This window comes from Capnocytophaga canis, assembly GCF_043187445.1.
Classification (GTDB): domain Bacteria; phylum Bacteroidota; class Bacteroidia; order Flavobacteriales; family Flavobacteriaceae; genus Capnocytophaga; species Capnocytophaga canis.
This window is the reverse complement of the sequence record NZ_CP171121.1, coordinates 2,608,458-2,630,973: the sequence shown is the minus strand read 5'-3', so window position 1 is coordinate 2,630,973 and position 22,516 is coordinate 2,608,458. Positions and strand designations below refer to the sequence as shown.

Annotated in this window: 15 protein-coding genes; 3 read left to right on the top strand and 12 right to left on the bottom strand. The window is 36.5% G+C overall.

The window, feature by feature from the left end:
- Nucleotide 1: 1 nt before the first annotated feature.
- Both mutL and ACF3OB_RS11155 read left to right on the top strand, forming a co-directional pair.
- The gene (gene mutL, locus ACF3OB_RS11160; protein ID WP_392447757.1) at nt 2-1,837 is read left to right on the top strand and encodes a DNA mismatch repair endonuclease MutL; all 1,836 of its coding nucleotides are present in this window, start codon (nt 2-4) and stop codon (nt 1,835-1,837) included.
- Between the two features lie 15 nt (nt 1,838-1,852).
- Entirely contained in the window at nt 1,853-2,608 is a 756-nt protein-coding gene (locus ACF3OB_RS11155; RefSeq protein ID WP_392447755.1) for a rhomboid family intramembrane serine protease, read from the top strand.
- A gap of 151 nt (nt 2,609-2,759) precedes the next feature.
- Here the strand turns inward: ACF3OB_RS11155 and ACF3OB_RS11150 are convergent, their stop codons facing one another.
- Nucleotides 2,760-5,708: a VIT domain-containing protein gene (locus ACF3OB_RS11150; protein WP_392447753.1), complete on the bottom strand. Its 2,949-nt coding sequence runs from the start codon at nt 5,706-5,708 to the stop codon at nt 2,760-2,762.
- Nucleotides 5,709-6,086: 378 nt separating this feature from the next.
- On the opposite strand from ACF3OB_RS11150, the gene ACF3OB_RS11145 reads away from it, so the two are divergent.
- Nucleotides 6,087-10,181, top strand: coding sequence for an Ig-like domain-containing protein (locus ACF3OB_RS11145; RefSeq protein ID WP_392447751.1), 4,095 nt, complete (start codon nt 6,087-6,089; stop codon nt 10,179-10,181).
- A gap of 372 nt (nt 10,182-10,553) precedes the next feature.
- Here the strand turns inward: ACF3OB_RS11145 and aroQ are convergent, their stop codons facing one another.
- The 11 genes from aroQ to ACF3OB_RS11090 form a co-directional block, all read right to left on the bottom strand.
- Entirely contained in the window at nt 10,554-10,967 is a 414-nt protein-coding gene (gene aroQ, locus ACF3OB_RS11140; protein ID WP_042010482.1) for a type II 3-dehydroquinate dehydratase, read from the bottom strand.
- Nucleotides 10,968-11,032: 65 nt separating this feature from the next.
- A complete protein-coding gene (gene secA, locus ACF3OB_RS11135; protein WP_392447749.1) occupies nt 11,033-14,374 on the bottom strand; it encodes a preprotein translocase subunit SecA in 3,342 nt (1,113 codons plus the stop codon).
- 232 nt (nt 14,375-14,606) lie between these two features.
- A complete protein-coding gene (locus ACF3OB_RS11130) occupies nt 14,607-14,828 on the bottom strand; it encodes a DUF2795 domain-containing protein (protein WP_042010477.1) in 222 nt (73 codons plus the stop codon).
- A 150-nt stretch (nt 14,829-14,978) separates the two neighbouring features.
- Nucleotides 14,979-15,356: a RidA family protein gene (locus ACF3OB_RS11125; protein WP_042010475.1), complete on the bottom strand. Its 378-nt coding sequence runs from the start codon at nt 15,354-15,356 to the stop codon at nt 14,979-14,981.
- A 318-nt stretch (nt 15,357-15,674) separates the two neighbouring features.
- On the bottom strand, nt 15,675-17,354 hold the full coding sequence (locus ACF3OB_RS11120) for a M23 family metallopeptidase (protein WP_232751826.1): 1,680 nt from the start codon (nt 17,352-17,354) through the stop codon (nt 15,675-15,677).
- 106 nt (nt 17,355-17,460) lie between these two features.
- Nucleotides 17,461-18,144, bottom strand: a complete 684-nt coding sequence (locus tag ACF3OB_RS11115; protein WP_042010471.1) for a cell division ATP-binding protein FtsE — start codon at nt 18,142-18,144, stop codon at nt 17,461-17,463.
- 6 nt (nt 18,145-18,150) lie between these two features.
- Nucleotides 18,151-19,065 carry a UDP-3-O-(3-hydroxymyristoyl)glucosamine N-acyltransferase gene (gene lpxD, locus ACF3OB_RS11110; protein ID WP_042010469.1) on the bottom strand — a complete coding sequence of 305 codons (915 nt, stop codon included), beginning with the start codon at nt 19,063-19,065 and terminating at the stop codon, nt 18,151-18,153.
- A gap of 17 nt (nt 19,066-19,082) precedes the next feature.
- Entirely contained in the window at nt 19,083-19,715 is a 633-nt protein-coding gene (locus ACF3OB_RS11105; protein ID WP_042010466.1) for a WbqC family protein, read from the bottom strand.
- Nucleotides 19,716-19,727: 12 nt separating this feature from the next.
- Nucleotides 19,728-21,263, bottom strand: a complete 1,536-nt coding sequence (lepB, locus tag ACF3OB_RS11100; RefSeq protein ID WP_392447747.1) for a signal peptidase I — start codon at nt 21,261-21,263, stop codon at nt 19,728-19,730.
- A 469-nt stretch (nt 21,264-21,732) separates the two neighbouring features.
- Nucleotides 21,733-21,933: a hypothetical protein gene (locus tag ACF3OB_RS11095; protein ID WP_042010462.1), complete on the bottom strand. Its 201-nt coding sequence runs from the start codon at nt 21,931-21,933 to the stop codon at nt 21,733-21,735.
- Between the two features lie 153 nt (nt 21,934-22,086).
- Entirely contained in the window at nt 22,087-22,458 is a 372-nt protein-coding gene (locus ACF3OB_RS11090; RefSeq protein ID WP_042010485.1) for an HU family DNA-binding protein, read from the bottom strand.
- Nucleotides 22,459-22,516 lie beyond the last annotated feature (58 nt).

Genomic DNA, 22,516 nt, shown 5'->3' with positions numbered 1-22,516 from the left:
AATGACCGATATAATTCGTTTATTACCCGATCACGTTGCCAATCAAATTGCAGCAGGAGAAGTAATTCAGCGACCTGCCTCTGCAGTGAAAGAATTACTTGAAAATGCGATTGACGCCAAGGCTACTAACATAAAACTCATCGTTAAGGATGCAGGAAAAACTCTTATCCAAGTCATTGACAATGGCATAGGAATGAGCGTAACAGATGCCCGACTTGCATTTGAACGACATGCTACCTCCAAAATTCAAAAAGCGGAAGATTTATTCCAATTGCAAACAAAAGGATTCCGAGGGGAGGCATTAGCCTCCATAGCGGCAATTGCTCATGTAGAACTTATCACTAAACGACCTACGGATGAATTAGGAACAGAACTTCGGATAGAAGGAAGCAAGATAACTTATCAAGAACCATGTGTTACAGCTGATGGTACTTCTATTTCAATGAAAAATTTGTTTTTTAACATCCCTGCTCGACGAAATTTTCTCAAATCGGACACCGTAGAATTACGACATATATTAGATGAATTTCATCGTGTAGCATTGGCTCATCCAAATATCCATTTTCACTTTTACAACAATGGGAATGAGCTATTTAACTTACCTATCACAAATTTTAGACAACGTATCGTACACCTTTTTGGTGGAAAAACAAATGAAAAATTAGTACCTATTGAGGAGGAAACCCCCATTTTGAAAATAAGCGGTTTCGTGGTGAAACCTGAGTACATAGCTAAAACGAAATCCCTGCAATTTTTAATGGTAAACAATCGTTTTGTAAAAAATAGATATCTAAATCACGCTATTACGGTGGCCTACGAAGGACTTATTAACAGCCAACAACAGGCTGAATATTTCATTCGATTGGAAGTTAACCCTTCAACCATAGACATCAATATTCACCCAACTAAAACTGAGGTAAAATTTGAGGACGAACACAGCATTTACGCTCTCCTCAAGTCGGCAGTAAAACACAGTTTAGGACAATTTAATATAGCTCCAGTACTTGATTTTAATCGAGACACGACTTTCGACATTCCTTATAGCTATAAGGATAAGGAACCTGTTTTTCCAAAAATTGAAATAGATCCTAATTTTAATCCTTTTAAAGAAGAAACTCAAAACAACCGAAATTCGGGAAATGGACAGAACTTTTCTTCGCACCCTAAAAAACAAAGCTCGTGGGAAAGTCTGTATATAGGTATCGAATCTGATTTGAATAGCTTTGAACCACAAGTAATTGAGAGTAAACTCTTTGATGTAGAACCGTTGTCACCGCAAATAGGAAAAAATATACTGTCAATAGGAAAGAAATACCTTGTAACAACGTTGCATAATGAACTAATTATCGTTAATATAAACCGAGCGCATCAGCGGATTTTGTATGAAGATTTTCTGAAAACCTTAAAATCAACAAGTACAGCAAGTCAACAACTAATGTTCCCTCTGGAATTATCTTTTTCAAGGGAGGAACTTGATGTGGTTAAAAGATTAAAAGAATTATTTGAAAATATTGGTTTTATTATTGATATTCAAGAAGATAAAATACAAATAAATGGAGTTCCTCTACATATTTCGGACAGCGATATTCCCAACGTATTTCAAGAACTCATTCAGCAACACATTGAAAACCTACCTACAAACGAAAACTCTCAAAAAGAGGCTTTTGCACAAAGTCTTAGCCGTAGTTTAGCCATAAAAACAGGACAAAACCTAACGGAACAGGAGCAAGAAACTTTGTTAAATAATTTGTTTGCTTGTAAAGAAAGTTTAATTTCGCCACTTGGAAAGCGAGTGTATAGCCATCTTTCACTTAATGAAATTGATAAATATTTTTAATCTATAATATATTTCATGGAACGTATCACACAAATAATCAAACACTTAATAATCATAAATGTTATTGTATTTTTCATTGCCGAATACAATTTGATTCCTAACATAAATCTCGCAGAAAATGCTGCAATCTACTTTTTTGAAAATCCTAATTTCAAATGGTGGCAGTATGTAACATATATGTTCATGCACGGCGGACTAATGCACTTATTTTTCAATATGTATGCACTTTGGGCATTTGGCAGTCCGTTAGAAAAGATTTGGGGACAACAAAAATTTTTGTTTTTCTATTTCTCGTGTGGCGTAGGTTCAGCGTTAATACATTCAGGAGTGAATTACTACTATTTTCAGGAAGGATTACAAGCCTTAGCTGATAATGGTTTTACGCCCGAAATGGTGAAAAGTGTATTAGCCGAAGGTAAGTACAACACAGCTTGGGAGCATATTATTCCTAAAAGTACGTTTAACGATATGATGAGTTCCTATTTTACACCAGCTGTGGGAGCTTCAGGAGCAATTTACGGGATTTTAGTTGCCTTTGGGATGATGTTCCCTGATGCCAAACTCATGATGATTTTCATTCCGTATCCGATAAAAGCTAAATATTTCATTCCTATTTTGGTGGGAATAGATTTATTCTCAGGTGTTACAGGATTCTCTATTTTCGGTGGTAATATCGCACATTTCGCACATGTTGGAGGTGCGTTGATTGGATTTTTAATGATGTGGTATTGGAAAAAGAATTCCTTTGATGCCAATGGATGGAAACGATAGCATAATAATAGCCTCTGTTTAACCTATCAATAGCAATACATAAAAGTTTTTGAAGACTTTTTATAACATCACCAAGGTCAAACAGAGGCTTTTTATTTGAATGAAATTTTCAACTTCTTCTTATATACCCCCTACAATTTTTCCAAATGAATTACTTTTTATAAATAAACTTTCCTACATCAATAACTTCTTTATTATTAGTAAGCCGAATGACAACTTCTTGTTTTTTCTGATTTCTGGAACCATAATTGGTGAAAAATTCTAAACGAAGACTTACTGGGAACAATTGTTTTTGTGAATAATTTCCGTAATATTGTACCTGAATTTCATATTGACCATCAATTGCTTTTCTTATCATAAATTCCTCTGGTCCATAGCCTCCTGTAAAATCATTTGATATTTTCCCTCCATACTCCGTCAGGTCGTTTGAATAATAGCATTTTTCTTTTTTAGGGTCGGTTACCCATAAATCCATATCGGAACTATCTGTATCCCAAGTAAGTACAACACGTACATCAACTGGTTCATTTTTCAGTAATCGCTTGTCTATAAAGGACGTTTTTACATTTTTTTGCGTATTAACAATGTTATTAATTTCGTTCATTGCAATAAGTTCGATACCATAAAAACGACTATTCCATACTTCGGTAACAACTTTATAAAGCGTTTCAACAGCTTTGTTATACTGTTTATCTTGAGCCAATGCCAAACCTAAATCACGGAACGATTGAGGCTCTTCTTCTCTCATTTTCAAGACTTTTTGAAATATCAATATGGCCAATTTTGGATTTTTGTACTCTAATAATTTATATCCCAAAACTCGCAAAATTTGAGCTTCTTCTAAGTTGAGTTCCGCTAAGTTTGAAAGTATCAAAGTTGCAGTTTCGCTTTTTCCTTTTTTGAAGAAATAATCAGCAGCATCAACGTAAAAAGCAGGTGTTTTACCATATTCTTGCTTTAATTTCAAATAAGTCTCATAGGCTTTTCCTTCATCGGTATATTCCAACACTTTTTGATATGGTGTATCAGGATTCCAAGTATTTAACTGAATACCAATATTTTTAGTTTGATTAACGTTTGTTTTTTCAGTCATTTTTTTGTTTACTCCACCGGTCATCGCAACCATCTCTTTCATTTCGGACGCTACTTCGGCTTCTTCCATAAAAGCTATTTCTTCTACTGCCACTTCTCTCCTATCTGAATGAGTAGCAGATATTACCACAACTTCCTCAATTGCAGATGCAGGTGGCGATGGGGGTGGAATCTCTCCCTTTCCGTTTTTTTCCTCAACACTAATTGGAAAACTCGTGTTCCACCACTCACTTTGAGCTTTTGACATCGCAATAACCTCCTCAATTTTGTCTTTTTTGTGAGATTTTTTGCGATTTTCTTCCTCCTTAGCGTATTTATCTTCCCGAGCAACGGCTTCAAAATAATCTTTTTGCAGTTCTGTTGGAGGAACGATTCTATTGGCAACATAATCCGATAAAAGTTCCAAAACAATGAGCGATGTTCCTTCAGTTACAATACCAAACTCTTTCCCAACGGCATCTATTTTATCCTGATTTTCAGCTTCTGACCTCATTTGTGCGATTTTCTTCCCTGCCCAAAAACGTTCTAACTGCTTAAATTCTTTTTCGGAAGAATCCATATTTTTCTGAACGGTAACTATTTTACTTTCAGTGATTTTATTTCCATATCCGAAAGAAAACTCCAACTCTGCTTTATCCGATTGCAATTGCCCTGCAAATGAAAAATAGTTCTCTGTGATTGGACTTCCTACTTGTGGATATACATCCGACACTTTTCCTGACTTCACTTTTGCCTCAATCAAACGAAATGTTGGTTTTAGTAATTTTTCCAAAGAATTTTCAACTGTTTGTTGTGATAAATTGATAAAATTTCCACCTGTCTGATTGCTTATATATTGCATTTTATCAGTATTTGCTACTGATTTTGAATTGATTACATACACAGGTTTTTGGATAATAGCAGTCAATAATTTCAAATCTTTTTCCTCTCCAAAATTGAAAATTCCGTCCGTGAACACCAAATACTCATCACTTGAATCCTTAATTTCCAATGGATTAACATAAGTAGCTCCATCATAAGTTTGTTTTTTCAAATAAGAATTTAACGCTGACCAATCTCCATTTTTAATACTAAATTTTTTAGGAACATTAGCACGAATATTAAATGTAATTAGCTCAACATCAACATTTTTTATGGTTTTAAAATAGGCATCTAACAACTGATATTCTTTATCAAAATCACGTTCCTCACTTGAAGCTGAAATATCCCAAAGTAATCCAATTTTTTTGGGAAACGATTTGTTGTTAATTATCTCTTTTTCAGGTAAAATACTTCCATAAAAGTACGTTTTTTGGTTTTCTGTAGAAGCAAAAATCTGCTGTTTTTCTATTTTTGGAAATATTAAAGTGATGTTTTTATTAAGCCTATAATCCGTTTTTGTCAATTCTGAAATATACGAATTTCGCCAATTTTTGAATGATAATTCCACTCCATCATCTTCTGTTTTTACTTCTCGTGACACAACTTCAGCCTTCAAACTGAATTTTTTCAGTGTAAAATCACTTTTTACGGGGAGAAAATAAAAATCTTTTCCATTTCTATGACTTAATTCTTGTTCAAAAGCAATCAAAATACGTCGAGAACCCTTTGCAGGTATGGGATAAACACGTGCTTTGAAATTGTTTCCTTCGGTTTTTTCCAATAAACCGGGGTCAACACCACGTCTGACAATATTTTCAAAGGCTACACGTCCTTGTTTTTTATCCACTACTACGCCTTCACGTAACTTTCCGTTGATGTCCAAGGCAAAACGAGAAACCACTTGTCCTGCTCCGAGAGGAAACTCAAATTCACCTTCCATCACCCGATCGTTAGGATTATAGAACACCATTTCCATAGTGGTAATCACTGTTTGCCCTACAACGTAAATGTCAGTGTGCAACTCTTGCAATTCCATAGGATTTGCATTTTGCTGACTTGCAATTTTCATTTTAGGAAGCATCGATTGTGCATGAGAAACTACACTCATCAAAATGCTAACACCGGAAAAAAGATATTTGTACTTCATAGCATTATATTTACAATTTTTAAACATTTTGAAGAGGTCAAATACTGTGCCAAGAGGCTAGGTTAATTACGAATTTTAAATTACGAATTACGAAATTTAAATCCCGTAATTCGTAATTAACTTATTATCCTTCTAAATTTAACACTTAAAGAAATGTTAATAAATTGACAGTTCAGGTACGATTTTCGACCGTTCATGCATAAAACAGTATTTTAGGTTCAATATTTTAACATTTAACAAACGTTAACAATTGTAGTTATTTACCAAATTCTGTTATTTTGTTGTGCGATTTGAAACAGAAACTGATGATTAACATACTCAAAAAACTGTAAAACATTAAGGAAATATTTTTAAAATAGTAAATCAAATTTGATAGTTATGAATACAAAGATTGGAAAATGGGTAGTGACCAGTGTGGTTGCTTTAGTTTTACTTTTGGCTTGTATTAAAGAAGAGCCTATCATTCACGTAACGAGTGTTACGTTAGAGAAAAATGAATTGGAATTGACGGAAGGGGACAACCACAAACTGTCAGTAATAGTTCTTCCTGAAGATGCTACCAACGCAAGTGTCAGCTGGGAAAGTAGCAACACCGATGTAGCTACAGTTGATGCCAAAGGGCTGATTACAGCACTGAAACCAGGTACGGTTGAAATCACAGTAACTACCGAAGATGGAGAAAAAACCGCCGTATGTAAGGTAACCGTCGCCCCACGTTTTATCCATGTAGTTTCGGTGAGTATTTCCCCTGAAAAACTAACTCTCACTGAGGGGAATACGCACTCTTTAACCACTACGGTATTACCCGCTGAGGCTACTAACCCAAAAGTTATGTGGAGTTCTGCGGATAGCACGATTGCTACGGTAAATGAAATGGGAGAGCTAACGGCTCTTAAGGCGGGAGTCGTGACCATTACGGCAACCAGCGAAGATGGAGCGAAAACAGCTCTCTGTGAGGTTACTGTTGAGGCAAAAATTATTGAAGTGGAAAGCGTACGCCTATCGGAAGAGCAAATTACGTTAGTGGAAGGAAATACCTATTCTTTAACAGCCACCGTACTGCCTGCCGATGCTACCAACAAAAACATTCATTGGACAAGTGAAAATGAGGCTGTTGTCACCATAAACGAAGGAGGGTTACTAACCGCTCATAAAGTGGGTACAGCTACCGTAGTGGTTACTACAGAAAGCGGGAAAAAGACTGCAATTTGCCGAGTGACCGTCGAAGCAAAAGTCATTGCTGTGGAGAGCGTAAGCCTTTCGGAAGAGCAAATTACGTTGGTGGAGGGCAATACTTACAGTTTAACGGCTATCGTTTTACCTGCCAATGCTACCAATAAAAAAGTAACTTGGACAAGTGCTAATACCGCTATTGCTACCGTGGACGATTTGGGGAAAGTAACAGGTGTAGCTTCAGGAACGGTATACATTACAGCTACTACCGAAGATAGCAAGAAAACAGCCTCTTGTAAGGTAACCGTATCCAAAAAAGTGATTACAGTAGCCTACGTAAGTTTGGACAATGAAACTATCACCTTATTAGAGGGTGACACCAAAACTTTGGTTGCTACCGTATCACCTACCAATGCAACCAACAAAAAAATAACTTGGACAACTACTGATAAAACCATTGCTACGGTAGATGCAAATGGAAAGGTAACGGCTATTACAGCAGGAGTAGTTAGCATTACAGCTACAACAGAAGATGGCGGAAAAAAAGCATCGTGCAGAGTAACTGTAGAAAAAAACATAGTAGCTGTAACAAACGTAAGCATACAGCCAGAAAGCATTGTCTTAGCAATAGGAAACCAACGTCAATTATCTGCTACGGTATCCCCTACGAATGCAACCAACAAAAAAGTAACTTGGACGAGTGCTGACCCTTCCATTGCTACGGTGACTGCCAACGGAAAAGTAACGGGCGTTGCTTCAGGAACAGTATACATCACAGCTACTACCGAAGATGGAGGAAAAAAAGCTTCTTGTAAAGTAACTGTAGAATCCGTAATAGCTGTAACAAATGTAAGCATACAACCCGAAACTATTACCTTGCCAGTAGGAGACGAACTCCAATTGACTGCAACGGTATCCCCCACGAATGCAACCAATAAAAAAGTAACTTGGACAACTGCCAACGCAGGAATAGCCAAAGTGGATAATCACGGAAAAGTAACAGGCGTAGCTTCAGGAACGGTATATATTACCGCTACTACCGAAGATGGCGGGAAAACTGCTACTTGTAAAGTAAGCGTAACGACTCCTATAATTCAGGTAACAAGCATAAACATACAACCCGGAACCGCTACAGTAACTGTGGGTGGAGAACAACAGCTAACGGCTAATGTGTTACCTACAAACGCCACTAACAAAACCGTAACGTGGACAAGTGGAAACACCTCCATTGCTACTGTTAGTTCCAGCGGAAAAGTAACGGGCGTTGCTTCTGGAACTGTTTATATTACAGCTACTACCGAAGATGGTTCTAAAACAGCCACCTGTAAAGTAACGGTGACAGCTTACTCGGTGATACCCGACGGAGCACGTATTACCGGAAGTGTATTAACAGGATGGGATTGCACAAAAATCCCTGCTGATGGAAAAGTGATTATTCCAGCTAACGTGACTATAATAAGCAGTAGAGCCTTTGCAAACTGTCAAAGACTAAAAGAAGTAGTAATTCACGGAAATGTGAACATGATTGGAGAAGAGGCTTTTCAAAACTGTACGGCATTAAACAAAGTAACCATAGCCGAGGGAATGAAACGTATTGAAACGTCTGCTTTTGAAGGTTGCTCATCGTTGCAATCTATTGTTTTACCAGCAACTTTAGAAAACATAGGCCCAAGACTATTTGCAGATACCCCATCATTGGTTTCAATTACGGTGAAAGCTCCTACCCCACCTCGAACTCATGCTCTATATAGTTTATCACTTTTTGGACACGGTAACAAAAATCCGTTTATTTATGTGCCACAAGCCTATGTAGACACCTATAAAAACGACCCTAATTGGTTTTGGAGCGAATACCGAGATAGAATATTTCCTATACCTACAGGAGGGGGTAGTACGATTGTGCAAGTAACCGCTGTTGAGTTATCAGAAAGCAACTTAACTTTAAGCCTTGGAGACACCCATAATTTATCAGCAAACGTGTTGCCTACAAACGCCACTAACAAAGCCGTAACGTGGACAAGCGGAAACACCTCCATTGCTACTGTGGATGCCAATGGAAAAGTAACCGCTGTAGGAACAGGAACCGCCTACATCACTGTAACCTCTGCCGATGGCGGGAAAACAGCCACTTGCGTTGTAAAAGTAACCAACGAAGAAACCCCAAAAATGGTACTAAAAACAACCGCAAATAGTCTTAAATTGGTTATCAATGCTGACCCTCAAGACCAAAACGGTGTTTGGATAGACCTAAACAACAATGGACAAAAAGACACGGGAGAAAATGTAACGAGTTTTTACACCACAATTCCTTATTCACTCATGCAACAAAACACTTCCGAAAAAACAGTAACAATTTATGGAAAAATAACCATATTTTATTGTAGCGAAAATCAATTGACAAATTTAGATATCAGTAAAAATCCATATTTAGAGGTACTTGAATGTTATGAAAGTCAACTGACTAATTTAGATGTTAGCAAAAATACAGGTTTACTACTTCTTAATTGTCATAAAAACCAATTAACTAATTTAGATGTTTCTAAAAATATAAATTTAGAGAGTCTCAGCTGTAACTATAATCAACTAACCAGTTTAGATCTTTCTAAAAATATAAATTTAGAGAGTCTCTACTGTATGTATAATCAACTAACCAGTTTAGATCTTTCTAAAAATATAAATTTAGAGAATCTCTTATGTACGTATAATAAGCTAACCAGTTTAGATCTTTCTAAAAATATAAATTTAGAGAGTCTCTACTGTTATGATAATCAGCTAACCAGTTTGGATATCAGCAAAAATACAAAGTTACGAGACTTATCTTGTCATAATAATCAACTAACCAATCTGAATCTCTCTAACAACGTACTCTTAGAACAACTCGGTTGTATGTATAATCAACTGACAAGTTTAGATGTTAGCAAAAATACAGCGTTAACATATCTTTATCTTCATGGTAATCAACTAACAAGTTTAGATATTAGCAAGAATACAAATTTAGATTTTCTTGAATGTGGTGGCAATCAACTAACAAGTTTAGACATTAGTAAAAACACGAACTTAACAGGACTTCATTGTTCAGGGAATCCATTTACCAGTTTAGACATTAGTAAAAACACAAAATTAAATCATATTACTATCATAAACAACAACCTAACTCCTGCAAGCAAACAAAAAATCGTAGATGATTTGCCCACACGCTCAGCATCTGAAGAAGCAAAATTTAACAATTACAACTATCAAGACTTTTCTCAAAGTCAACTTAATGCTATTAGAGCAAAAGGCTGGACGGTGGTTAATTAATTACGAATGAAAAATTACGAAGTACGAAGTTAATTACGAATTACGATAGTTAATTACGATTTACGAAGTTAATTACGAAGTACGATAGTTAATTACGATTTACGAAGTTAATTACGAAGTACGATAGTTAATTACGAATTACGAAGTTAATTACGAAGTACGATAGTTAATTACGATTTACGAAGTTAATTACGAAGTACGATAGTTAATTACGAAGTACGATAGTTAATTACGAAGTACGATAGTTAATTACGAATGAAAAATTACGAATTACGGGGGCGAGGCTTTTCCGTAATTCGTAATTCGTAACTCGTAATTTGTAACTCGTAATTTGTAATTCGTAATTCGTAATTTGTAAAACGAATAGCGGATTTATAGAAAATTTATCAATGCCAGTTCATAACTTTTCAAACCCAAACCTAATATAACTCCCTTAGCCACAGGCGAAATATAGGATTTATGACGAAAAGTTTCACGTGCATAGGTGTTGGAAATATGCACTTCTAATACAGGGGTGGTGACTGCTTTGATAGCATCGGCAATAGCAATAGACGTATGCGTATAAGCCCCTGCATTGAGGATTATTCCGTCATATTCAAAACCTATTTCATGAATTTTATCAATGAGTTCTCCTTCTATATTGCTCTGATAATAAGTTAGTTGCACGGAAGGATATTTCTTTTGCAACTTTTCAAAAAATTGTTCAAAAGTTTCACTTCCGTAGATTTCAGGCTCTCTTTTTCCTAGTAAATTCAGATTAGGCCCATTGATGATTGCTATTTTCATAATATGTTGATTATATAGAAAGGCTACCTGTTCAGATAGCCTTTCAATTTCATTTAGTAACTTAACTAACTCGGAACTACAATCCATTCTCCTTTTTCAATGAGGGGAATTGCTTGTTTATATTTCATTTCTTTACGTTCACCCGTACGGATGTTTTGCACCGTAACACGCTCATTTCTATTAATTTTTGGTTGCTCACGTACGATGGTCTCCACCACTTGCGGACGTCTTGACACTGCCTCTCCTGCCTCTCGCTGACGGTTTGCCACTTCTTCACGCGATGTTTGGTAGTTTTCAGGCTGACGTTGTACTCGTTGTTCCTCTTGAATCGGGGTGTTTTGCGTAGGCAATTCGGCACGGAACAGAAATGAAATAATTTCCTTATTTACTTTATCTATCATTGAACTAAAAAGCTCGAAAGCCTCAAATTTATAGATAAGTAACGGATCTTTCTGCTCATGCACAGCCAATTGTACCGACTGTTTAAGTTCATCCATACGACGTAAATGCGTTTTCCATTCCTCATCAATGATAGCTAAAGTGATATTTTTCTCAAAATCACTGATTAATTTCTTGCCATTACTTTCGTAAGCCTCCTTCAAATCGGTAACGATGTTCATTGCCTTTTGTCCGTCCGTGAATGGCACTACGATACGTTCATAGGTATTCGATGGATTTTCGTAAACACTTTTTATCACAGGAAAAGCTGTTTCGGCACTGCGTTCTGTCTTTTCTTGATAGTGAATCAATACTTCTTTGTAAAGTGTATTAATCAAATCATTAACAGACGATTTTCCGAATTCAGATTCGGTAATTTGAGATTTCAAAGAGAAAAATCGAATAAGTTCGTATTCAAAATTTTTGAAATTATTTCCTCCTTTATTTTGCTCTACAATAACTTTACAAGTATCATAAATCATATTCGCCAAGTCCACTTTAAGGCGTTCTCCCTCCAAAGCGTGACGACGGCGTTTGTAGATTACCTCACGTTGTGCATTCATCACATCGTCATATTCAAGCAAACGCTTACGAATACCAAAATTGTTTTCCTCTACTTTCTTTTGTGCTGCTTCGATACGCTTAGTCATTAACGAATGCTCAATCACATCACCTTCTTTATGTCCTAATTTATCCATAAATTTAGCAATGCGTTCCGAACCAAACAAACGCATCAAATTATCCTCTAATGACACGAAAAACAAAGAACTTCCAGGGTCTCCTTGACGTCCCGAACGACCGCGAAGCTGTCTATCCACACGACGTGAATCGTGGCGTTCTGTACCGATAATTGCCAAACCTCCTGCAGCCTTTACCTCTGGAGTTAACTTAATATCAGTTCCTCGACCTGCCATGTTGGTTGCAATAGTCACCACCCCTGGCTGTCCAGCTTCTGCTACAATTTCAGCCTCTTTTTTATGCAACTTAGCATTCAAAACATTATGCTTGATTTTACGCATGGTAAGCATACGGCTCAAAAGTTCTGAAACCTCTACCGAAGTAGTACCAATAAGTACAGGACGACCTGCTTCTGAAATACGCGCAACTTCCTCAATTACAGCATTATATTTTTCACGTTTGGTCTTATAAATCAAATCATTTTTATCCTTACGAGCAATAGGTCTGTTGGTAGGGATTTCCATTACATCTAATTTATAAATCTCCCAAAATTCCCCAGCTTCCGTAATTGCAGTACCCGTCATTCCCGATAGCTTGTTGTACATACGGAAATAATTCTGTAAGGTAATGGTAGCATACGTTTGCGTTGCAGCCTCAATTTTTACGTTCTCTTTTGCTTCAATAGCTTGGTGCAACCCGTCCGAATAACGGCGACCATCCATAATACGCCCTGTTTGTTCATCAACAATCAATACCTTGTTGTCAATTACCACATATTCAACGTCTTTTTCAAATAACGTGTAGGCTTTCAATAGCTGATTCAATGAGTGAATACGCTCACTTTTTACATTGAAATCCTGAAATAATTTTTCCTTTAAGGCTGCCTCTTCCTCAATAGGCAAACCTTGTTTTTCTATTTTTGCTATTTCAATGCTAATGTCGGGCAGTACAAAGAAATTCTTATCCCCATCAAAAGAAATATCAGCAAAACCTTTATCGGTAAGCTCTATTTGATTATTTTTTTCATCAATCACGAAATACAATTCCTCATCTACTTTTGGCATTTCGCGATTATTATCCTGCATATAGAAGTTTTCGGTTTTTTGAAGTAATTGCTTAACTCCTTCTTCACTCAAAAACTTAATAAGTGCTTTATTTTTGGGCAATCCTCGATACACACGAAGCAATAGAAAACCTCCCTCTTTGGTGTTTCCTTCCGCAATGAGCTTACGGGCGTCGGCAAGAACCTTTGTCAAATACTGACGTTGTTTCGACACCAAATCCGACACTAAGGGTTTCAATTCGTTAAACTCGTGCAACTCTCCTTTAGGCGTTGGCCCTGATATAATTAACGGAGTACGAGCATCATCTACTAACACCGAATCTACCTCATCGACAATTGCATAATTATGAACTCGTTGCACCAAATCTTCCGATGTATGTGCCATATTATCACGCAAGTAATCAAAACCAAATTCGTTATTAGTTCCGTAGGTGATGTCGGCATTATAGGCATTACGACGCTCCTGTGAATTAGGTCGATGATTGTCAATACAATCCACACGCATTCCATGGAACTCAAAAAGTGGCCCCATCCAAGCACTATCCCTACGTGCCAAATAATCGTTCACGGTTACCAAGTGTACTCCATTTCCCGTTAAAGCGTTCAAATAGACCGGTAAAGTAGCTACGAGAGTTTTTCCCTCTCCTGTTTGCATTTCTGCAATTTTTCCTTGATGCAGAGCAATCCCTCCGATAAGCTGTACGTCATAATGCACCATATCCCAGGTAACTTGCTTACCTGCCGCATCCCAAGAGTTTTGCCAAACAGCATTATCACCTTCGATTGTTACGTAGGATTTAGTAGCCGAAAGTTCCCTGTCATAAGGGGTCGCCGTAACCGTAAGAGTGGGGTTACCTGCCAAACGCCGTGCAGTTTCTTTTACTACAGCGAAAGCCTCAGGCAAAATCTCATCCAAAGTCTTTTCTGAAATTTCATAGGCCTCTGCATTTAGACTGTCAATTTCGGTATATAGATCTTCTTTTTCATCTATATCATCCGTTTGATTTGCTTTCTGTTGTAAATCAAATATTTTAGCATCAAACTCAGCTCGAGCGTCACGAATTTTTTGTTTAAATTCAATTGTTTTAGCACGTAATTCATCGTTAGAAATAGCTTCCAACTGTTGTGCATATGTTTTTATTTTTTCTACAATAGGCTGAATAGACTTTAAATCTCTTTTTGCTTTATCACCTACAAAAATTTTAATCAGTGAATTTACAATACTCATTTCTAATATGTTATTTTAGTGGTTAGAGTTAGTAGGCCTTTCTAATAAAATGCTTAATACTAACATCTTAAATATTTTATATAATTATAAAGGTTCATCTGTTTTGAGCAAGGATTCAGAACGCTTTTACAAGGCAACAAATATACCAATAGTTTTAAAACTGACAAAAAGTCAATAAACAAAAAAAGCCTCTTCTTTCAAAAAAGAGACTTCTTTCTATTGTCAAATTCCATTAATACTCGTCTTCATTCCACAGATAGTCCTCCTCAGATGGGTAATCAGGCCATATCTCTTCGATAGACTCGTACATATCCCCTTCATCTTCAAGCGATTGAAGATTTTCTACAACTTCCATAGGAGCTCCTGTTCTAATTGCATAGTCAATCAACTCGTCTTTAGTTGCAGGCCAAGGTGCATCGCTTAAGTAAGATGCCAATTCTAACGTCCAATACATAGCTTAATAGGTATTTTAAAATTTCTGCAAAAGTAAATTTTATTTTTAACTATGCAAATATTTTTTATTTTTTTTGTTGTTAAATTTTACATAAATAAAAAAGCTATCTAGAAATAGACAGCTTTTTTGGATATAGAAATTTACTCAAATTTACAATACGGCTACGCAAGAGATTTCGACCTCTACATATTTAGGAAGGTTTGCCACTTGCACTGTTTCACGTGCTGGAGCTGTTTTTTCGTCAAAATATTTTCCGTAAATAGCATTTACTTGTCCGAATTGCTCCATATCGCTAAGGAAAATGGTCGTCTTTACCACGTTTTCAAACGTGGCTCCTGCTTGTTCTAAAACCGCTTTTAGGTTTTCCATCACTTGAGTGGTTGCTGCTTCAATGCCTTTAACGACTTCATTAGTTTTTGGATTTACAGGAATTTGTCCTGAAACATACAATGTGTTTCCTGCCAAAATCGCTTGATTATAAGGCCCAATCGGTGCGGGTGCATTTTCTGTAAAAATTATTTGTTTCATATTTATAAATATTTAAAATGTTGTTGTTTTTCTGGTCGTGTTGTAAAAAGTATGATGGAAGTTCTGACTGTCAGGCTGAGCGAAGTCGAAGCCTCATCATTACAGGGCTTCGACTTCGCTCAGCCTGACAGAAATATCCTCTTTTTTTAAGATATCATACTTTTTACATCACTTCCGTTTTTCTAAACGATATACGATTGAATTTTCCGAAAGTTTTTCGCCTCTATTCGTATCGAAAATTCAGTTTTTACATGTTCCCGTTATCACGTCTTCCTAAAAAAAGGTAGGCGTAGCAAAATTATTTTTTTATAGGCTTCGTCACTTTTTCTTGAACGAGACGTTTAGCTTTTGGACGTTCCCTACTCCATCTTTAACAATCATTTCTAACTTATACGCATCTGTTTTTTTTGCCTCTATGTCCGAAAAATCAAACGTAAGCATCCGTGTTTTGGGGTCATACTCGAACAAAATCCACTCACCGTTAAGGGATGCCGAATAGCTCCCAATTCCACTCAAATCGTCCTTGATTTCCACTTTTAAAGTTGAAGCATTTAACAATCCATTATTTTTGAAATTCACGGGCCTTACAGTTGGTGGAATGGTATCTTTCATAAGGGTAAATCGTCCTAAATTACGAGTTTTTGCCGTGAAAACTCCATTTTTGTAAGTTGTTCGTTCTGCCGAAGGTCGATTTTTCTCATTCAAGTAAGCGATAAACACTTGTGCAGTTTCCTCTTCCGTAAATTTCTTATTTTCAATATTCAAAGTAAATTGCTTATGTACAGCTTCTCGTGGATGATGTAGCGAAAGGGTGTCATTTTTACTATCGATTTGTATCATAAAATCATCATAAAATGTATTTTCAGGAAAATAAACATTTCCATTTTCAAAAGTGTAGAACTGGTCACGCTTAGCTACTAATAATTTCCCTTCTGCAATGGGTTTGGGCTCTATTATTTCCTGTTGCTTCCCTTCGATAGGAAGGACAATTCGAGTGGTATTACCTTTAATGTCTTCAACTGAAATGGTTGCCAAATAGGACATACCATCCTGAACGTCAATATGTCCGTTATTTTTTATATTTCGGTAAATCGTTGAAATACGATTTCCGGCTTTTTTGTACAACAACTGGATTCTTGTTTTTTTATCCACATACTGCTCGTAATCGGAAAAAACATTAATATAACGTGCTTCTGTAAAATCCAATTTGTCAAAAACATATTGAAAATGTACAATTCCGTTGATTTCCAAGGTAACACGGTAAACTCCACAAATGTGATAAGTGTCGTTCTGCTTATCAATAGATTGTATTCCTAAACCGATGCTACCACTGGCTGTAATTTTATCTGCTAAGTACGACCCGTCCGATTGTTTGGTCATATTGATTTGTCGTGGCAATTGCGATTTCTCAATTTGAGAATCGCTCCCAAGAGAATAGCCTACCAATTGATACACACTGGGTGGAATTTCATCTAAAATGTCATAGCCAAACAACAAAGGGTTCATGGCTCTGGCACTCGAATCACGGATTTCAAAATGCAAATGAGGCCCGCCACTACTACCTGTATTTCCTCCATAAGCAATTAATTCTCCTTTTTTCACAGGTAGCTCAATAGCTTTGGGATAGGCTTCTATTTCGAACGATTTTCGTGCGTATTGTCTTTTCTTAATATATTTTTCAATATCGGGTGAAAATTTCTGTAAGTGAGCATACACGCTGGTATTCCCATCGGGATGTGTGACATACAAAGCCTTACCATAACCATATGCCCCTACTTTAATACGAGAAACGTACCCATCTTCGATAGCATAGATTTTCAATCCTTCTTTGCCTTGAGTTTTGAAATCGACCCCTGCATGGAAGTGACTTCCTCGTAACTCGCCAAAGTTACCTGAGAGTAACAGCGGAATGTCCAACGGTGAAATATAGTCAGTTTTGGTTTGGGAATATGAAAAAAAACTAATGAATAGTACAAAAATAGTTAGTGAAAATTTCATTGAGTTGTCTTGATTTTATTATTTCCATTTGCATGACACCTTCCGCTGTAGGCAGTTGGAGTCGTGGTGAAAATAAATGCAATATTAATATTTTTCAGAAAATCTTTTAAACAGTTCTTTGGATAACCTCAAAAAGCTTGGATTCATCGCATTTCAAAGTTTTTGATGGGAACTTTAAAATCAAGGCGTAGTCATGAGTTGCCATTAAAATAGTACGCCCCGAAGCATTGATTTCTTTCAATACTTGCATAATCTCAACACTAGTTTCGGGATCTAAGTTCCCGGTTGGTTCATCTGCTAAAATAAGTTCAGGATTATTGAGTAAAGCTCTGGCTATTGCCACGCGCTGTTGTTCTCCTCCGGACAATTCGTGTGGAAATTTCAAAATCATATCTTCCATTTTCACTTTTGCCAACACACGCTCAATACGTTGTTTAATTTTATTGGAGTCCTTCCAACCTGTAGCTTTTAAAACAAAAGCTAAATTATTGAATACATTTCGGTCTGAAAGTAATTTAAAGTCTTGGAACACGACACCCAACTTACGTCTTAACAAGGGGATGTCGGACTCTTGCATTTTTTTTAGGTTAAACCCTGCCACATACCCCTCACCCTTAAGCAAAGGCAAATCGCCGTAAAGAAGTTTAATTAAACTACTCTTTCCCGTTCCCGTTTTTCCGATTACATAGACCAACTCTCCTTTGTTGATGGTCAAATTCACATCTGACAACACCACGCTTGACCGTTGTTGAATAAATGTATTTTTAAGATGTACTATTGGTGCTTCCATTTTGATTTACTGAGTTATAAGTCTGCGTAAGGCTCCCATTTCTTTATATTTTTTTCGAGCTTCTTCGGCTGGATATCCAAAATAAGTCAAGCCTCCTTCCAACGATTTTGAGATACCACTTTGAGCCAAGATAACTGCTTTGGCTCCAATAGTAATTCCACTGGTCATACCTACCTGCCCCCAGATGGTTACCTCATTTTCTATAACAACACAACCCGCAATTCCTGTCTGGGAAGCTATTAAACATTTTTCACCGATAACAGTATCATGTCCTACATGAACTTGATTATCTATTTTTGTTCCTTTTCTGATAGTAGTGTCACCTGTAACTCCGCGGTCGATAGTACACAAAGCTCCCAAATCAACATTATCTTCGATAACCACACGACCGCCTGATTTCAACTTATCGAACCCTTCGGGACGCTTTTTATAGTAAAATGCATCGGCTCCCAACACGGTTCCCGCATGAATCGTTACGTTATTGCCAATAATACAATCGTCATAGATACTTACATTCGAATGAATTACACAATTATCGCCTATCTGTACGTTATTTCCTATGAAAGCACCGTGCTGGATAATTGTATTTTTTCCAATCTTAGCGGTTGGCGAGACCAAAGCGGTAGATTTCAGGAAAGGTTTAAAAAACTCTGTCAGTTTGTTAAAGTCCCGAAAAGGATCGTCTGAAATTAGCAGAGCTTTGCCTTTAGGACACTCTACTTCTTTGTTAATGAGTACCACTGTGGCATTTGATTGCAAGGCTTTATCATAGTATTTCGGATGGTCAACAAAAACGATGTCCCCTGCTTGAACCACGTGGATTTCATTCATCCCTAAAACAGGGAAATTGTCATCACCCACAAAGGAAGTCCCGATAATTGTTGCTATTTGTTTGAGTGTATATGGTTGTGGAAAACGCATTTTCTGTGTTATTTATGTTATATGTTTATATATATCTGAGTTGCTAAATAATCTTGGGTGTTAGGCCCTTCGTGGAAGAGCAAATCCAAAATAGATAAATTGGGAATAAATCCATGTTTATCGGAAAAAATCTGATGATATTCCGTCATTTCCACAGGCAATTCTTTTTTAGCGTTAGTCAAAATCCGAGCATCCTTCAAATGTTTTGGAGTAGCTTCGTAGGAAACGGTTTTATCAAAATTAATATCGGTTTGCAAACAAGCCAACACCGTTTCGATAGTATCCATATTCACATCCAATAAAAAGGTGTAGTTTTTTTCAAAAATTGGACGTAAATCATCTTCATAATATTCAAAAAAAGGAGAAGTACGATATGCCGTTTCGAGGCTCTTCCAATGCAATCGCTGCCAAGGAAAATGGTTTTCAACTTTAACATCTTTGAACAATTGTCTGCCTGTTTCTCCTCCCACATGTTTTATAGGTAAATTCAAAGCCTGTTTTCCGTTAGCACCGTAAATGTATGCCCGATTTCGGAGTGTTTGCTTTTGATAGTTGTCCGAAACCTCCAACACACACGGACGGTTCAATATCCAATAAAATTGAGCAATTGACGGAAAATAAGTAGGATGCAAAAGTACGCTTTCTAACATTTTCTAATGAAATTATTTTTTCTTTTTCTTTCTTAATAAACTATATGCCAACCATAATCCAAGAGCTGCTAACACATAGTATCTGTATGAAACAGGTTCCCCTTCGCCATTGACCGTAGTGAACAAACGATTCCAACGGATTTTGTCCAATCCCGAAGCGTTTCTGTCTAAACTCATCCAAACTAAGACGGGTTTTCCAAGCACGTGATCCTCAGGTACAAATCCCCAATAACGGCTATCCTCGGAATTGTGACGATTATCTCCCATCATCCAGTAATAATTCTGTTTAAAGGTATAGGAATTCGTTTTTATGTCGTTTATATAAACATCTTCTCCTTGTATCCGAAGTTTATTACCTTCGTACTCTTCAATAATACGTTTGTACAACGATAAATTTTCAGCTGACAAAACTACTGTAGCTCCCTCAGCAGGAATGGTAATTGGACCGTATTGATCTTCATTCCATGGATATTTTTCGGAATGCGGAAACACCGATGGATTATATTTTCCGACCTCTTCCACTCGTTTTCTCACGGATACAATATTTGGATTCTGACGTAGAGTTTCGGCTACTGCTTCTGTTAAAGAGGAGAAAACATATACGTTAGGCTGAATTTCGAAAAAGTAATCCGTCACACCGAACTGTTTGTACATACTGTATTTATCGAAAACCCCTTTATTGGGTTGCACCTCAACAACGTAGGAAGACTGTAACTTAGCTCTTACGGGGTATATCTCTTTTTTACCATTGATATGCACGTCTCCATCCTTAATCTCAAACACATCGCCAGGCAAAGCAACAGTTCGTTTCACGTAATTCGACCTTTTATCAATAGGTTTATGAACGTGAATATTTGACGGGTCGCGGAAAAAACTCACCGTGTCCGTAGGCCAGTTAAAAACCGTAATATCATTACGCTCAATCTTCTGCAAGGCAGGTAAACGCAAATAAGGTAGTTGCGGTTTGCTGAAGTATGACTTTACTCCTAATACAGGTACTGAATCATGAACCATCGGTAGAGCAAGTGGTGTCATCGGTACACGAACTCCGTAGTGGAACTTGCTAACAAACAGAAAATCACCTACTAACAATGTTTTCTCCAGCGATGAAGTCGGAATCATATAAGGTTGAATGAAATAGGTATGAATTCCTGAAGCTGCTACTACGGCAAATAGAGTAGCACTTATCCACGAAGATACATTCTTTTTGATAACCTGATTGTCTTTTTTTACGTAAAAAGCGGTATAACTTACATAGGCAGTAAACAAACCCAAAGTCAAAACCGAAAGTAGCGTGTAACGTTTTTTGCGATAGCCAAACACATGCAACCATTCATAGTTCATCACAATGAGCATAATATTCCCTATTACAGGAAGATACACTAAGAACAACCACCACCATGGACGTTCTATAATCCTAAGAAAAATGACCGTATTGTAAAAAGGAACAAAGGCTTGCCATCCTTTGTAACCTGCCTTTTCGTATCCTTTCCAAAAGAATAAACCATTGACTAACTGTGCTATAACTAAAATATAAAAATACGCCATATTCTGTGTTTAAATTTAAAGTTCACAAAGATAAAAATTAATCTTGATTAAACAATACTGCCTCCATTTTTTTGGCACGGCAAATTTACCTGCCAAATGATGGTATTCCACCGAATACTGAAGTGTAAATTCAATACATCGGCAGATTTGTTCAGAGGTAAGTTTTCTTTACATATTGTTTTCTATTACAGAGATGTAGCGTAGTACATCTTTCCCTCTTGAATTATTAGTACAGCATTGAACAACGCCATATCTAAATGTATTTTTAAAAATTTCCTGACGTCAATATTTTTTTTTCTTGACGTAAGTTTTATTTATTTTAGTATACAAAAATTTTAAATTGTTACATGAAAAATCATTTCTTTCTTTATTTCTACATTTTAAAATGTGTCTTAGAAATAATTCTAATGAATAATTTTTATAAAAATTTCAATTGTATAAGTAGTAGAATTTTATTCTTGTTCATTTTTTAATTGTACCCAGCATCACGTAATCCTGTACTTACCATTGCATCAACAACTTCTTTGAGTTGACTTTCAGAAATGTTCTCAGCAAAATAGTTCCAAGTCATAAATCCCATAGGGGGTGTTTCGGCTGTAGCCTTTTGTCCATGTACGCCAATGACAGCAAATAGTAGAAGGATTCCTAAAAAAAAGTATTTCTTAACCATAACTCAGTTTTTAAACGTTATTAAATTACAGATTAAAATTTTAAATTGAAATTAATAAAAAAACTATAACTTTTCTTACATTACTTTTAAGACCACTACGTAAAAAGAATACGGCTGTACAAAAGATACAGCCGTAAATTTTAAACCCTCTTTTTACGATTTTTCAAAAGAAATTCCTTCAATGGCTTTTTTCATTTCCACACCTGGAGTGAAGATAATGCGAACGTCCTTAATCATTGAAGCATTAAAATCTTTTTCGTTTTCGACGCCTTCACTGCTAATCGAGATGCGGAATGTTCCAAAATCGCCCAGCTTTACGCTATTCCCTTTTAGTAGTTCTTTCGGAAGCTCTTCTAATAGATTTTGAATTACGTTGGCAATATCACCAGCCGTAAGTGACGATTTAGATGAAATCGTTTTAGCGATATCCTTTTGTTCTACTTTACTCGAAATTACCGCATTGGCATAAAATTTCTTTTTACTGCGATCTTGCGGATTTGCTTTTTGTACTAAATGATACTTCATAGCTTTAGTTTTTTTGGTTAGAAATTCAATGTTGAAAAACGATGTTTTCGCTACCAAA

What these genes read in the sequence shown, in the direction of transcription:
- mutL (WP_392447757.1), top strand. Translation starts at nt 2, where the DNA reads ATGACCGATATAATTCGTTTATTACCCGATCACGTTGCCAATCAAATT.
- ACF3OB_RS11155 (WP_392447755.1), top strand. Translation starts at nt 1,853, where the DNA reads ATGGAACGTATCACACAAATAATCAAACACTTAATAATCATAAATGTT.
- ACF3OB_RS11150 (WP_392447753.1), bottom strand. Translation starts at nt 5,708, where the DNA reads ATGAAGTACAAATATCTTTTTTCCGGTGTTAGCATTTTGATGAGTGTA.
- ACF3OB_RS11145 (WP_392447751.1), top strand. Translation starts at nt 6,087, where the DNA reads ATGAATACAAAGATTGGAAAATGGGTAGTGACCAGTGTGGTTGCTTTA.
- aroQ (WP_042010482.1), bottom strand. Translation starts at nt 10,967, where the DNA reads ATGAAAATAGCAATCATCAATGGGCCTAATCTGAATTTACTAGGAAAA.
- secA (WP_392447749.1), bottom strand. Translation starts at nt 14,374, where the DNA reads ATGAGTATTGTAAATTCACTGATTAAAATTTTTGTAGGTGATAAAGCA.
- ACF3OB_RS11130 (WP_042010477.1), bottom strand. Translation starts at nt 14,828, where the DNA reads ATGTATTGGACGTTAGAATTGGCATCTTACTTAAGCGATGCACCTTGG.
- ACF3OB_RS11125 (WP_042010475.1), bottom strand. Translation starts at nt 15,356, where the DNA reads ATGAAACAAATAATTTTTACAGAAAATGCACCCGCACCGATTGGGCCT.
- ACF3OB_RS11120 (WP_232751826.1), bottom strand. Translation starts at nt 17,354, where the DNA reads ATGAAATTTTCACTAACTATTTTTGTACTATTCATTAGTTTTTTTTCA.
- ACF3OB_RS11115 (WP_042010471.1), bottom strand. Translation starts at nt 18,144, where the DNA reads ATGGAAGCACCAATAGTACATCTTAAAAATACATTTATTCAACAACGG.
- lpxD (WP_042010469.1), bottom strand. Translation starts at nt 19,065, where the DNA reads ATGCGTTTTCCACAACCATATACACTCAAACAAATAGCAACAATTATC.
- ACF3OB_RS11105 (WP_042010466.1), bottom strand. Translation starts at nt 19,715, where the DNA reads ATGTTAGAAAGCGTACTTTTGCATCCTACTTATTTTCCGTCAATTGCT.
- lepB (WP_392447747.1), bottom strand. Translation starts at nt 21,263, where the DNA reads ATGGCGTATTTTTATATTTTAGTTATAGCACAGTTAGTCAATGGTTTA.
- ACF3OB_RS11095 (WP_042010462.1), bottom strand. Translation starts at nt 21,933, where the DNA reads ATGGTTAAGAAATACTTTTTTTTAGGAATCCTTCTACTATTTGCTGTC.
- ACF3OB_RS11090 (WP_042010485.1), bottom strand. Translation starts at nt 22,458, where the DNA reads ATGAAGTATCATTTAGTACAAAAAGCAAATCCGCAAGATCGCAGTAAA.